Source organism: Streptomyces sp. CB01201, assembly GCF_002803085.1.
In the GTDB taxonomy this organism is placed as follows: Bacteria; Actinomycetota; Actinomycetes; order Streptomycetales; family Streptomycetaceae; genus Streptomyces; species Streptomyces hundungensis.
Genome location: NZ_NNBJ01000013.1, coordinates 55,981 through 68,767 on the forward strand (window position 1 = coordinate 55,981; position 12,787 = coordinate 68,767).

General features: G+C 70.4%; 13 protein-coding genes. 8 read left to right on the forward strand and 5 right to left on the reverse strand.

Features of this window, described 5'->3' with window-relative positions; all coding sequences use genetic code 11:
• Positions 1-14: 14 nt before the first annotated feature.
• The 3 genes from CG740_RS25910 to CG740_RS25920 form a co-directional block, all read right to left on the reverse strand.
• Positions 15-1,004: an ABC transporter substrate-binding protein gene (locus CG740_RS25910; RefSeq protein ID WP_100577685.1), complete on the reverse strand. Its 990-nt coding sequence runs from the start codon at positions 1,002-1,004 to the stop codon at positions 15-17.
• Between the two features lie 120 nt (positions 1,005-1,124).
• Positions 1,125-1,793, reverse strand: a complete 669-nt coding sequence (locus CG740_RS25915; protein ID WP_100577686.1) for an ABC transporter permease — start codon at positions 1,791-1,793, stop codon at positions 1,125-1,127.
• Positions 1,794-1,796: 3 nt separating this feature from the next.
• Positions 1,797-2,477: an ABC transporter permease gene (locus CG740_RS25920; protein WP_100577687.1), complete on the reverse strand. Its 681-nt coding sequence runs from the start codon at positions 2,475-2,477 to the stop codon at positions 1,797-1,799.
• Between the two features lie 147 nt (positions 2,478-2,624).
• Here CG740_RS25920 and CG740_RS25925 point away from each other — a divergent pair, with 147 nt between their 5' ends.
• Positions 2,625-3,779 carry an ABC transporter ATP-binding protein gene (locus CG740_RS25925; protein ID WP_100577688.1) on the forward strand — a complete coding sequence of 385 codons (1,155 nt, stop codon included), beginning with the start codon at positions 2,625-2,627 and terminating at the stop codon, positions 3,777-3,779.
• Here the strand turns inward: CG740_RS25925 and CG740_RS25930 are convergent.
• A complete protein-coding gene (locus tag CG740_RS25930) occupies positions 3,766-4,878 on the reverse strand; it encodes an alpha/beta hydrolase (protein ID WP_100577689.1) in 1,113 nt (370 codons plus the stop codon). The genes CG740_RS25925 and CG740_RS25930 overlap by 14 nt on opposite strands.
• Positions 4,879-5,028: 150 nt before the next feature.
• Between CG740_RS25930 and CG740_RS25935 the strand changes: the two genes are divergently transcribed.
• Positions 5,029-6,870 carry a phosphatidylglycerol lysyltransferase domain-containing protein gene (locus tag CG740_RS25935; protein ID WP_100577690.1) on the forward strand — a complete coding sequence of 614 codons (1,842 nt, stop codon included), beginning with the start codon at positions 5,029-5,031 and terminating at the stop codon, positions 6,868-6,870.
• 682 nt (positions 6,871-7,552) lie between these two features.
• Here CG740_RS25935 and CG740_RS25940 read toward each other — a convergent pair.
• The gene (locus tag CG740_RS25940) at positions 7,553-9,037 is read right to left on the reverse strand and encodes an MFS transporter (protein WP_234376490.1); all 1,485 of its coding nucleotides are present in this window, start codon (positions 9,035-9,037) and stop codon (positions 7,553-7,555) included.
• Between the two features lie 155 nt (positions 9,038-9,192).
• Between CG740_RS25940 and CG740_RS25945 the strand changes: the two genes are divergently transcribed.
• From CG740_RS25945 to CG740_RS25970, 6 genes are all read left to right on the forward strand, one after another.
• Positions 9,193-9,663 (forward strand): MarR family winged helix-turn-helix transcriptional regulator, encoded by a 471-nt coding sequence (locus CG740_RS25945; RefSeq protein ID WP_376213842.1) that lies wholly within the window; start codon positions 9,193-9,195, stop codon positions 9,661-9,663.
• A 16-nt stretch (positions 9,664-9,679) separates the two neighbouring features.
• On the forward strand, positions 9,680-10,540 hold the full coding sequence (gene folP / locus CG740_RS25950; RefSeq protein ID WP_100577691.1) for a dihydropteroate synthase: 861 nt from the start codon (positions 9,680-9,682) through the stop codon (positions 10,538-10,540).
• Positions 10,537-10,998 (forward strand): nuclear transport factor 2 family protein, encoded by a 462-nt coding sequence (locus tag CG740_RS25955; protein ID WP_100577692.1) that lies wholly within the window; start codon positions 10,537-10,539, stop codon positions 10,996-10,998. The genes folP and CG740_RS25955 overlap by 4 nt, the downstream gene beginning before the upstream one ends.
• Before the next feature lie 219 nt (positions 10,999-11,217).
• Positions 11,218-11,577, forward strand: a complete 360-nt coding sequence (folB, locus tag CG740_RS25960; RefSeq protein ID WP_053731208.1) for a dihydroneopterin aldolase — start codon at positions 11,218-11,220, stop codon at positions 11,575-11,577.
• The gene (gene folK, locus CG740_RS25965; RefSeq protein WP_100577693.1) at positions 11,574-12,188 is read left to right on the forward strand and encodes a 2-amino-4-hydroxy-6-hydroxymethyldihydropteridine diphosphokinase; all 615 of its coding nucleotides are present in this window, start codon (positions 11,574-11,576) and stop codon (positions 12,186-12,188) included. The genes folB and folK overlap by 4 nt, the downstream gene beginning before the upstream one ends.
• A 49-nt stretch (positions 12,189-12,237) precedes the next feature.
• Positions 12,238-12,717, forward strand: coding sequence for a DUF3180 domain-containing protein (locus tag CG740_RS25970; RefSeq protein WP_100577694.1), 480 nt, complete (start codon positions 12,238-12,240; stop codon positions 12,715-12,717).
• Positions 12,718-12,787: the final 70 nt, after the last annotated feature.

Here is a 12,787-nt window from a genome sequence, read left to right on the forward strand (position 1 = left end):
ATCGCCCAATTCGGCTACTTCTTGATCAGTCCCTTGGACTGGAGATACGCCTTGGCGACATCGGCCGGCTTGGCGCGCTCGGCGTCGACCTTGCGGTTGAGATCCACGAGATCGTCGGTCGTCAGCGCCTTGGTGAGCTTGCCGAGCGCATCGGCTATCTCCTGGGCGCCCGCTTCCTTCGCATTGACGACCGGCAGGACGTTGTCCGCGTTCTGCAACTTCTTGTCGTCCTGGAGCAGGACGAGGCCGTAGGTGTCCAGCGTCGCGTCGGTGGTGGTGGTCAGCACCAGCTGGTCCACCCCGTCCTTGACGGCCTGCTTGGCCTGCGGGGTGCCGACGCCCTTGGGGTCGATGCCGGTCACGTCGATGCCGTACTTCGACGTGAGACCCGGCGCGCAGAATGGCCGGACCTTGCACTCGTCACCGGCGGCGATCTTCACCTTGGCCTTTGAAGTCCCCAGGTCGGAAAGGGTCTTGAGGTTGTTCTTGGCGGCGAATTCCTTGGTCACCGCGAACGCGTTCTGATCCACCGCCGCACCGGCCGGCAGAACCTTCAGTCCGCGCGGCCCGGCCAGCTTGGACAGTTCGGCGACGGTGGCCGTCACATCGCTGGACGCGATCGGCTTCGCGTTGGCACCGTTGGCCTTGGCATTGAGGAATTCGGTGAGCGTGGCCGCGTATTCGGGGACGACGTCGATCTCGCCCTTCTCCAGGGCCGGCTCGTACAGTTCGCGGTTCTTCACGGTGGTGACCGAGGTCGAGTACCCGGCGTCCGCGAGGACCTGCGAGTACAGCTCCGCGAGCACCGCGGACTCGGTGAAGCCGGCCGCGCCGATCACCAGCGAGCCCTTCTTCCCACCGCCCGTACTGCTGGAGCCGCCCGAGGCGCTCGCACTGCTCTTGTCCTTGCTCTTTTCCAGGCTGTCGCCGCCGCACGCGGCGAGCGTGCCGGCCAGGGCCAGCGTGCCGAGCACCGCACCGGTCGTGCGCAGGATCTTGCTCATGAGGGTTTCACCGTCCAGGAGATGTCACGAAATCAAGGGAGTCGAGGGGTGACGAGGTAGCGGGTAACAGGCGGTGCGGCGAGGCGGGCACGGCAGGAGGTACGCGGCGGCGGCGCGGGCTCACGAACGCTTGCGCAGCGGGCTGAAGAGGCGGTCGACCGTCACCAGAGCGCCCTCCACCAGCAGGGCGAGCGCCGCCACGAGCATCGCCCCCGCCACCACCTGGGGGGTGTTGTACACCGCGAAGCCCTCCGTGACTATGCGTCCGAGCCCGCCGAGGCCCGCCATCGCGGCGATCGTCGCCGTCGCGATGATCTGCACCGCCGCCGAGCGGAGCCCCGTCATGATCAGCGGGTAGGCGAGCGGCAGTTCGACCTGGAGGAAGAGCTGGCGCCCCGACATGCCCATGCCCCGGGCCGCCTCCACCGCCGCCGGGTCCACCTCGCGCATCCCGACATAGGCGTTGGTCAGCAGCGGCGGCACCGCGAAGAGCACCAGGGCGATCACGGTGGGCAGATAGCCCGCGTTGCGCAGCGGCGTCACCATGAACAGGGCGAGCACCGCGAAGACGGGTATCGCACGGCCGACGTTGGAGATGTTGACCGCGAGGGCGCCGCCCTTGCCGATGTGGCCGAGCCACAGCGCGAGCGGCAGCGCGACCAGGCAGGACACCACGAGGGCGAGCGCGCTGACGTACACGTGCTCACCGAGGCGGTGCCAGGCCCCGTCGTCCCCGGACCAGTTGGCGCCGGTCGTCAGCCACGTCCAGGCCTGTGGGAAGACCTCCATCGCTCAGACCGCCTTCGCCGTACGGATGCGGGTCCACGGCGTGAGCAGCCACTGGATCCCGAGGAGCAGCAGGTCGGCGGTGATCGCGAGCACCACGCACAGCACGGACGCGGTGAGGATCTGCGCCTTGAAGAAGGTGGGCAGGCCCTGCTCGATCAGGTTGCCCAGGCCGCCGTGGTCGACGAGCGAGCCGATCGTGGTCAGCGCGACCGTGGCCACCGTGGCGATCCTGAGCCCGGCCATCAGGGCCGGCAGCGCCAGCGGCAGCTCGACCTCGAACAGCAGCCGTATGCGCCCGTATCCCATGCCGCGGGCCGCCTCCAGGGCGTCCGCGGGCACCGATTCGAGGCCGGCCAGGATGTTCCGCACCAGGATGGTCAGCGAGTAGAGCACCAGGCCCGTGATCACCAGGCCGGCCGAGAGGCCGAGCAGCGGGAGCAGCAAGGCGAACATCGCGAGCGAGGGCACGGTGTAGAGCACGGTCGTGAAGCCGAGCACGGTGGCCGCGACGCCCTTGCGCCCGCGTGCGAGCAGCGCGAGGGGGAAGGCGATGAGGAGGCCGATCAGCACCGAGACGGCCGTGATCCAGATGTGCTGGACCGTCGCGTCGGTGAGCTCCTGGCTCCGGGAGCTGACGTACTCCCAGCAGATCCAGTCGTTCGCCGCCAGGCAGTTCTGCGCCACTCCCCCACCTCCCCTGACACCTCGCCGGTGCCCCGAACGTACGTGCCAAAACCCTATCGCCGCCCACTGACAATCGACCTGCGCCTTTGCAGTACAGCAACATGGGCTTCACACAAGCGCGTCCGCCAGCCTTCACAATGGGGAACCATGATCCGGTTCGAGCACGTCACCAAGCGGTACGCCGACGGCACCATCGCCGTGGACGACCTGTCCTTCGAGGTGGCCGAGGGTGAACTGGTCACCCTGGTCGGCCCGTCGGGGTGCGGCAAGACCACCACGATGAAAATGGTCAACCGGCTCATCGAGCCGACCGGCGGGCGGATATTCCTGGACGGTGAGGACATATCGACCGTCGACCCCGTCCAACTGCGGCGCCGCATCGGCTATGTGATCCAGCAGGTCGGGCTCTTCCCGCACAAGACGGTCCTGGAGAACACCGCGACCGTCCCGCACCTGCTCGGCGTGAAGAAGTCCGTCGCGCGGCAGCGCGCGGCCGAACTGCTCGATCTGGTCGGGCTCGACCCGAAGACGTACGGCGCGCGTTACCCGGAGCAGCTCTCCGGCGGTCAGCGCCAACGGGTGGGCGTGGCAAGGGCGTTGGCGGCCGACCCGCCCGTCCTGCTGATGGACGAGCCGTTCGGCGCGGTCGACCCGGTGGTGCGCGAGCGGCTCCAGAACGAGTTCCTGCGGCTCCAGTCGCAGGTGCGCAAGACCGTCCTGTTCGTCACCCACGACATCGAGGAGGCGGTCCGCCTCGGCGACCGCATCGCGGTCTACGGGCAGGGCGCCATCGAGCAGTTCGACGCCCCGGCCGCCGTGCTCGGCGCCCCCGCCACCGACTACGTCGCGGACTTCGTGGGCGCCGACCGCGGCCTCAAGCGCCTCTCGGTGACGCCCATCGAGGAGAGCGACCTCGACCAGCCGCCCGTGGTCCACCTCGACGACCGGCTGCCGGCCGACATCGCGCGCTGGGCGGTCGTCCTGGACGGCGAGGACAACCTGCACGGCTGGATCTCCGGCGAGCAGGCCCGGCTCGGCAAGGGCACCGTCCGCGAGCACGCCCGGCGCATGGAGGCCTGGCTGCCGGTCGGCGCCTCCCTCAAGCAGGCCTTCGCCACGATGCTCCAGCACGACGCGGGCTGGATCGCGGTCATCGACCGCGAGGAGCGGGGCCGCTTCCTGGGCGTGCTCACCCCGGCCCGGCTGCACGAGGCGCTGCGCCGCTCCATCGACGCGGACGCGCAGGCGGTGCCCCGCACCGAGGTGACGGTCGAATCGGTGGCCTCGGTCAGCTCGCGCTGAGCCGCCCGCTGATCCACTCCAGGGTCGGCGGGATCTCGCGGCGCCAGGTGTTGAAGTTGTGGCCGCCGCTGTCCAGCGTGATCGAGGAGACCCGGCCCGGCGCCTTCACCTTCTTGATGAAGGCCTGGGTCGGCTTGTAGTTGTCCTCGCCCGACAGCGAGCTGGTGACCAGGAACGACGACTTGCCGGCCGGCAGGTGGTCCAGGCTCCACAGCAGGTTGGCGCGGTTCTCCTCGTGCTTGTTGCCGTGGAAGAGGTCACCGGTCGTCGGGTCGTCCGCGGCCTTGTAGTACGCCGAGAGGCCCGCGCTCGCCGCGAACCGCTCGGGGTGCTGCATGCCGATCTTCAGGGCGCAGTAGCCGCCGGTCGAGTTGCCGATGAAGCCCCAGTTCTGCGGCTTCTTGCCGACCCGGTAGGTCGCCGAGATCGCGTCCGGCACGTCCTTCGCGAAGAACGTCTCGGTCTGCGGGCCGCCCGGTATGTTCACGCACTCGGTGTCCCGCTGGCCCGCCACCGTCGGGCGCATCATGATCAGGATCATCGGCTGCATCTTCTTCTGCTTGGCCTGCGCCCAGGCCGTCTTCGGGTATCTGAGGCCCTTGAGCAGGTTCTCGGCGGTGCCCGGATATCCGGTCAGTACGACCGAGGCCGGAAACGTCTTGTTCTCGTACGCCTTCTGGAAGTACTCGGGGGGCAGATAGACGTAGGCCGGGCTGGTGATCTTGGACTGCTCGCCGGCCAGGACGATCTTCTGTATCTCGCCGCCCAGCTGCGGCTTGCCCGCGCCCGGGGTGTCAGGCTTCTGCTTGGCGACGACCTGGATGTTCTTGCCGCCGGCCGAGTGGTTGACGACCGTGCCCATGTCCTGCTCCTGCCCGAACAGGTCCGCCCAGGACCCGTAGAACAGGAACGAATTGTTGGCGGCCAGACCGACCGAGGCGAAGATCGCCAGCTGGGTCGCGAGCAGCAGCCCGATCCGGCCCGTCACGGCCTTCCAGCTGCGACGCGCCAGGCGCGGCCACAACCAGATGGTGACCGCGAACAGCACCACCGCCAGGAACACGGCGAGTGCCAGGACCTTGTTGCTCGTGAGACCCATGAGTCGATGAAACTTTCTGGCTGAGATTTTCCTGAGACCGAGGGAACCCGCCCCCCACAAGTCCCGTCCTAGAGGGCGCAAATTGTCCGGCTGGACGGTGCGGACGCCGTCCCCCGGCCAACTGAATCTCTCGCGGAGTCACGGGAAGCGATGTCTGTCAGGATAGATGGGGACAAAAACGGTTCGGTTCCGACTCGTGTACGAAAGGTCCTCCGCGGGCCGCGCCCCGAGTCGGTGCCCAAGCTGGTCGGTACGGCCTGCACGATCGTGGGCCTCCTGGACGTCGCGGCCGGAGTCTTCGATCGCGTCCGGCACAGTCGGTTCCACACGGTCAGCGAGGTGCTGCCGGGCACCTTCGGCCCCTTCGCGGCGGCCGTGGCACTCAGCGCGGGCATCCTGCTGCTGCTCCTCGCCCACGGCCTGAAGCGCCGCAAGCGCCGGGCCTGGCGGGCCGCCGTGGTGCTGCTGCCGATCGGGGCGGTGGCCCAGTTCTGGTACCGGCACTCCGTCGTCGGGGTGCTGATCTCATTGGTACTTCTCACGCTGCTGGTCCGCCACCGGAGCGAGTTCAACGCCCTGCCCGACCCGCGCAGCCGCTGGAAGGCGGTGGCGAACTTCTTCCTGATGGGAGCGGGGTCGCTGGGTCTTGGCCTGGTCATCGTGAGCGTCCACCCCAACCGCACGGTCGGCAATCCGAGCATCGTGGACCGCATCCAGCACGTGATGTTCGGTCTGTTCGGCGTCGAGGGGCCGGTCGAGTACCAGGGCAAGACCAGCTGGACGGTCGGCTACTCGCTCGGCGCACTGGGTCTGCTCACCGCGATCACCACGATCTACCTGGCCTTCCGCCCCGAGCACCCGGCGGCCCGGCTCACCGAGGACGACGAGCACAAGCTGCGCGAACTGCTCGCCAAGCACGGCGCCCGCGACTCGCTCGGCCACTTCGCGCTGCGCCGCGACAAGGCCGTCGTCTTCTCCCCCAGCGGCAAGGCCGCCGTCACCTACCGCGTGGTCTCCGGCGTGATGCTCGCGTCGGGCGACCCGATCGGCGATGTCGAGGCCTGGCCCGGCGCCATCGAGCGCTTCATGGACGAGGCCAAGGCGCACTCCTGGACGCCGGCGGTCGTCGGCTGCTCGGAGACCGGCGGCGAGGTCTGGACCCGCGAGACCGGCCTGGACGCGCTGGAACTGGGTGACGAGGCGGTGGTGGACGTCGCGGATTTCTCCCTCGCCGGACGCGCCATGCGGAACGTACGCCAGATGGTCAAGCGCATCGAGCGCAATGGCTACGAAACCCGCGTACGGCGCGTTCGTGACCTCTCCGACGGGGAGCTCGAACGCGTCCGCCGGGCCGCCGAGGACTGGCGCGGCACGGACACCGAGCGCGGCTTCTCGATGGCGCTCGGCCGCATCGGCGACCCGAACGACGGGGACTGCGTGATCGCGACGGCCCACAAGGCCGACGAGGAGGGCGCCGCCCCCTCCCCCTACGGCGACCTGAAAGCCATCCTTCACTTCGTGCCCTGGGGCAAGGACGGCATGTCCCTGGAGATGATGCGCCGCGACCGTGCGGCCGACCCCGGCATGAACGAGCTGCTGATCGTGGCCTCGCTCCAGGCCTGCGAGAAGATCGGCGTACGCCAGGTCTCGCTGAACTTCGCGATGTTCCGCTCGGCGCTGGCGCGCGGCGAGAAGATCGGTGCGGGGCCCGTACTGCGGATGTGGCGGGGGCTGCTGGTCTTCCTCTCCCGCTGGTTCCAGATCGAATCCCTCTACAAGTTCAACGCGAAGTTCCAGCCTCGGTGGGAGCCGCGCTTCATGGTGTACCGGGCCCACGCCGACCTCCCTCGCATCGGCTTCGCCGTGATGCAGGCGGAGGGCTTCGTGAACCTGGGCCTTCCCGGCCCCCTGGCCCGCCTCACCCGGGCGGCCCGCCGGGACCGTGCGTGCACGCACGTCCCCCCGAGCAAGCAGGGCGCGACGGCGGCGTAGCCGCGCCCCCTCGAACCCCGGTTCCGGCTCCCCCTGCGGGGGCCTGGGCCGGGGTTCCGCGTTTTGGCTGCGCCGCGTTTTGGCTGCACCGCGTTTTGGCTGCGCCGCGTTTTGGCTGCGCTGCGGGTGGGTCGCGGGCGGGCGGGTCTGCCCTCCCCCGGGGGGGTGCGTCAGGTGCGGGTCGTGCGTGGCTGATCGCGCAGTTCCCCGCGCCCCCAAAACCCGTTCCCGGCCGCGGACCGTGCCCGCTTCTCGCGCAGTTCCCCGCGCCCCCAACCCCGTTCCCGGCCGTCCACCGTGCGCGGCTGATCGCGCCGTTCCCCGCGCCCCCAAAACCCGTTTCCGTCCGCGGACCGTGCCCGCTTCTCGCGCCGTTCCCCGCGCCCCTAACCCCGTTCCCGGCCGTCCACCGTGCGCGGCTGATCGCGCCGTTCCCCGCGCCCCTAAAGGCCCGGTGCCGGCCGGCACCGGGCCTTTCAGCCCGTCCGGTTGATCGGTGCTGGCCCGCATCGGGCATCCTCAGCCCGTCCGGCGTTTGAGGACGAGCGCCCTTCAGGCGCGAACGGGGTCTGGGGCGGAGCCCCAGGGGGACCCGGAACCTACCAACCCCGGGCAACGGGCGGGCGGGTGGGCAAACCCCCCGGGCGGAGCCCAGGGGGCGCGGGGGCCGGCACCCGGGGGGTCAGGCCTGCTGGAGCTCGGGCTCCGGGGTCGGGTCCGGGGTCGCCGAGGACGCGGCAACCCGCCGCCCACGCAACCCGTCGGAGGACAACCCCACCAGAGCCACCCCCACCACGAGCACGAACGCGATCCCGGCCAGCGCGAAGCTGAGCGTGAACTGGCTCTCCGCCGGCAGCGGAGGCACCCCGGCCGGCAGGCCGGACAGCACCTTCGAGGCGAGCAGCGACGTGATCACCGCGCTGGCGATCGCGGAACCGACCGACCGCGAGATCGAGTTGATCCCGTTCGCGATCCCCGTCTGGTGGTGCGGGACACTCGCCACGATGAGCGCCGGCATCGCCGCGTACCCGAAGCTGATCGCCGCCCCGATGAGCATGCCCGCCATGATCACGGACGACGTCGAGTCGTGCGCCCCGGTCAGCCAGGCGAAGCCGAGCACACCGAAGGCCGCACCCGCGGCGAGCGTGAAGCGCGCCCCGATCCGTCCGACCAGCTGCCCGCCCAGCGGCGCCGCGACCAGCGAGACCAGCGTGGTCGGCAGCAGGTACTCGACGGAGGCCCGCAGCACCGAGGCGGAGAAGCCGTACCCGGTGAGCCGGTCCGGCATCTGCACCAGGTACGAGACGCCGATGAACTGGGAGAACATCGCGAAGCCGAGGAGCAGCCCGGCCAGGTTCGTGAAGAGCACCGGCCGGTGCGCGAACATCCGCATGTCGACCATGGGCGCCGCGACCTTGCGCTCGACCAGGACCCACACCCCGGCCATCGCGACCGCGCCGACGAAGAGCCCGATCGTCCGGCCGGAGGACCAGCCCCACTCGTGGCCCTGCGAGATGGGCAGCAGGAGCAGCACGAGGAAGGCGGCCAGGGTGGCCGCGCCGAGCCAGTCGGTGCGTCCGCCCGTCTTGTTGCGAGAGGCCGGCACGACCACGATGACCGCGACGAGGGCGAGGACCGCGAGGATCACGGCGAGCCAGAACACCCGGTGGTAGTCGGGGTTCGAGCCCTGCGTGAGCAGCCCGGCACCGACGAGCGCGAGCCCGCTGCCGAACGCGAGCGTGCCGCTGACCAGGGCCATCGCGCCGTGCAGCTTCTGCGGCGGTATCTCCTCGCGCAGCACGGAGAGCGCCAGCGGGAAGATCGCGGTGGCCGCGCCCTGGAGCACCCGGCCGATGATCAGCAGGACGAGGGAGCTGGTGGTGGCGGCGAGCACGGAGCCCACGACCATGACCACGAGCACCCCGATCAGCGTCGGCTTCTTGCCGTGCATGTCGCCGAAGCGGCCGAGCAGCGGGGTGAAGACGGCCGCGGAGAGCAGGGTCGCGGTGGTGACCCAGCTGACGCCCGAGGTGGTGGTGCCGAGGTCGTTTTGGATGATCCCGAGGATCGGCACGACCAGGGTCTGCATCATCGAGACGACCATGGCGGCAAGGCCGAGGACCAGGACGAGCCCGGTACCGCCGCTGGGGCGTTGGTTAGTGGTCACTTCTTCTTCCGTACGGCAGGAGCGAGCGCTCCCGAGCACTCAGGAGCAGGTACTTGAACACATGGAAGCTTGATTACCTCAAGCAACTGAATGAAGGTAAACATCGAAGGTTGAGGTAGTCAAGTTTCGCTCGGTCCGCGGGTACAGTGGAGCGCATGCCAGGAACCAGCCGCCCGACCGCGGTCAGCAAAGCCGTCAGCAACGCCGCGCTCATGGACGCCATCTGGGACTCCCTGGCCGGCTTCTACGGCGACTTCACCTCGGCCGCCGCCGACGAGGGCCTCACCTCCAGCCAGGCCAAGACCCTGACCGTGCTGCGCAGGGGCCCCGCCTCCATGCGCTCGCTCGCCACCACGCTGCACTGCGACGCCTCCAACGTGACCGGAATCATCGACCGCCTGGAGGCCCGTGACCTCGTGCGCCGCGAGCCGAGCCCCACCGACCGCCGCGTCAAGAACGTCGTCCTGACCGACGCGGGCGTACGCACCGTGGAGACCGTCCGCACCGGCATGCTGGCCACCCACTCCGCCCTGGACGGGCTCCCCGACGCCGACCGGGTCGCCCTGCACGATCTCCTCCAGCGGCTTTTCGCCACCTCCGAGCGTGGTCCTGGAATGTCCGGCTGACGCCTAGGCTTGACGTATGAGTAAGTGGAACGGGCGGGGGTCCGTCGAAGGCCTGCCCGAGTGGGACCGCTGCGCGGTCATGGGCGTGGTCAATGTGACGCCCGACTCCTTCTCCGACGGCGGCAGGTGGTTCGACACCTCCACCGCGGTCAAGCACGGCCTCGACCTCGTCACGGCCGGCGCCGACCTCGTCGACGTCGGGGGCGAGTCCACCCGCCCCGGCGCCTCCCGCGTGGACGAGAGCGAGGAGCTGCGCCGCGTCATCCCCGTCGTGCGGGGCCTGGCCGCCGAGGGCGTCACCGTCTCCGTGGACACCATGCGCGCCCGCGTCGCCGAGCAGGCGATCGCCGCCGGCGCGGTCCTGGTCAACGACGTCAGCGGCGGCCTCGCCGACCCCGCGATGATCCCCGCCGTCGCCGCCACCGGCGCCCCCTTCGTGGTCATGCACTGGCGCGGCTTCAGCCAGGACATGAACGCCCGCGCGGTGTACGCCGATGTGGTGACCGAGGTCGTCACGGAACTCCGGGCCCGCACGGAGGCCGTCATCGAGGGCGGCATCGCCCCCGAGCGGCTCGTCATCGACCCCGGCCTCGGCTTCGCCAAGCAGGCCGACCACGACCTCGCGCTCGTCGCCCACCTCGGCGAACTGCGCGCGCTCGGCCGCCCGGTCCTGGTCGCCGCCTCCCGCAAGCGCTTCCTCGGCCGCGTCCTGGCCGGACACGAGGGCGCCCCGCCGCCCGCCCGCGAGCGCGACGCGGCCACCGCCGCCGTCTCCGCCATCGCCGCCCACGAGGGCGCCTGGGCGGTCCGCGTCCACGAGGTGCGGGCCACCGCCGACGCCGTCCGCGTGGCGCGTGCCGTCGAGGGAGCCCGGTGAGCCCGCGCACCGAGAGCGAGGCGGTCGAGCGCGCCAACACCGCGTTCTACGAGACCCTGGAGCGGGGCGACTTCGACGAGCTGTCCGCCCTGTGGCTGGACGCCACCGAGGCCGGCGACACCGGGATCTCCTGCGTCCACCCGGGCTGGCCGGTGCTCTCCGGGCGCGGCGAGGTGCTCCGCTCGTACGCCCTGATCATGGCGAACACGGAGTACATCCAGTTCTTCCTGACCGACGTCAAGGTCGTCATCCTCGGTGAGACCGCGCTGGTCACCTGCACCGAGAACATCCTCAGCGGCGGCCCCGCCGAGGAGAGCGGCGAGCTGGGCCCGCTCGTGGGCCAGCTCGTGGTCGCCACCAATGTGTTCCGCCGCACATCCGAGGGCTGGCGGCTGTGGTCCCACCACGGCTCGCCGGTACTGGCCGAATCGGGCGACGACGAGCCGGAAGAGGACTGAAACCGGGCAGGTTTGGGGACTTCGGAGGGTTGAACCCGATGTCTCGGGGGATTGAACCCGAAGCCATCGGGTAGGGGCGGCTACCAGGCCTGTCTGGATCTGTCCATAGCCCCCGTGGGCGAGCAGTGTCAGTGCCCGCAGGTAGATTCGATTGTGGGCACCGTGCCGCCCGCACGCGGCCGCATGCCCGTCTGACCAACGACAGCAGGAGTGATTCGCGTGGATCGTGTCGCGCTGCGCGGCCTCAAGGCCCGTGGGCACCATGGCGTCTTCCCCCGGGAACGCGAAGAGGGCCAGACCTTCATCGTGGACCTGGTGCTCGGCCTCGACACCCGCCTCGCGGCGGCCGACGACGACCTGGCGAAGACCGTGCACTACGGCGTGGTGGCCGAGGAGGTCGTGGACGTCGTCCAGGGCGAGCCCGTCGACCTGATCGAGACGCTCGCCGAGCGGATCGCCCAGCAGTGCCTCAAGCACGAAGGGGTCCAGGAGGTGGAGGTGGTCGTCCACAAGCCCGACGCGCCGATCACCGTCCCGTTCGACGACGTGACCATCACGATCACCCGGAGCCGAGTATGACCGTGTTCTCGCAGGGGGCCGCGCAGAGCGACCCGACCGTTCAGCCGGTACCCGCCTCCGTGGTCGAGCAGGTGGACGCGGCGGACGTCACGCTCTCCAACCCGCGCCGCGCGGTCATCGCCCTCGGGTCCAACCTGGGCAACCGCCTGGAGACGCTCCAGGGCGCCATCGACGCCCTGGAGGACACCCCGGGCCTGCGCGTCAAAGCGGTCTCGCCGGTGTACGAGACCGAGCCCTGGGGCGTCGACCCCGGCTCCCAGCCCTCGTACTTCAACGCGGTCGTCGTCGTGAAGACGACCCTGCCCCCGGCCTCGCTCCTGGAGCGCGGCCACGCCATCGAAGAGGCCTACGACCGGGTCCGCGACGAGCGCTGGGGCCCGCGCACCATCGACGTCGACATCGTCGCGTACGCCGACGTCGTCTCCGACGACCCGGTCCTCACCCTGCCCCACCCCCGCGCCCACGAGCGCGCCTTCGTGCTCGCCCCGTGGTTCGACGTGGACCCCGAGGCCCAGCTGCCCGGCCACGGCGCGATCGCCGACCTGCTGACCGGCGTCGGCCGCATCGGCGTACAGCCGCGCGCCGATCTGGAACTCCGCCTGCCCGAGTAGTCGTTACGCTTCTGAGGTCGATCACTCAAGACGCGAAGGGCCCTACTCCGTGAAGCAACTGCGCCTGGGCGTGCTGGCCGGGTTGTTCGTCGTCGCCGGGGTGCTCTCCTGGGCGGGCGCCCGGCTGTGGGACTCGGTCTCCACCCTGCCGAGCGTGCCGCTCGCGGCACCCATCGTGCTCGGCGTGATCGCCGTCGTCCTGCTGGCGACCGGCCTGTCCATCCGGGCCAGGCTGCGGGCCCAGCGCGAGCGCCGCCCGGGCGCCAAGGGCGTGGAGCCCCTGATGGCGGCCCGCGCGGTGGTCTTCGGCCAGGCCAGCGCCCTGGTCGCGGCCCTGGTCTGCGGGATGTACGGCGGCACGGGCGTCTATCTGCTCAGCTACCTCGACGTCCCGGCCCGCCGCGACCAGGCGATCTACGCCGGTTTCTCGGTCCTCGCCGGCATCGCGGTGGTGGCCGCCGCGCTGTTCCTGGAGCGCGTCTGCAAGCTGCCCGACGACGAGGACGACACCACCGCCCCGGTCACCTGAGACACCGCCACCTGACACACCGTCAGTAATCTGACGCACCGTCACCACGCAACGCCGGACGGCCCCGTAC

Bases quoted from the DNA above. Each gene is read 5' to 3' on its own strand.
- CG740_RS25925 (WP_100577688.1), top strand. From the start codon at position 2,625: ATGATCCGGTTCGAGCACGTCACCAAGCGGTACGCCGACGGCACCATC.
- folP (WP_100577691.1), top strand. From the start codon at position 9,680: ATGAGTAAGTGGAACGGGCGGGGGTCCGTCGAAGGCCTGCCCGAGTGG.
- CG740_RS25935 (WP_100577690.1), top strand. From the start codon at position 5,029: ATGTCTGTCAGGATAGATGGGGACAAAAACGGTTCGGTTCCGACTCGT.
- CG740_RS25915 (WP_100577686.1), bottom strand. From the start codon at position 1,793: ATGGAGGTCTTCCCACAGGCCTGGACGTGGCTGACGACCGGCGCCAAC.
- folK (WP_100577693.1), top strand. From the start codon at position 11,574: ATGACCGTGTTCTCGCAGGGGGCCGCGCAGAGCGACCCGACCGTTCAG.
- CG740_RS25910 (WP_100577685.1), bottom strand. From the start codon at position 1,004: ATGAGCAAGATCCTGCGCACGACCGGTGCGGTGCTCGGCACGCTGGCC.
- CG740_RS25945 (WP_376213842.1), top strand. From the start codon at position 9,193: ATGCCAGGAACCAGCCGCCCGACCGCGGTCAGCAAAGCCGTCAGCAAC.
- CG740_RS25930 (WP_100577689.1), bottom strand. From the start codon at position 4,878: ATGGGTCTCACGAGCAACAAGGTCCTGGCACTCGCCGTGTTCCTGGCG.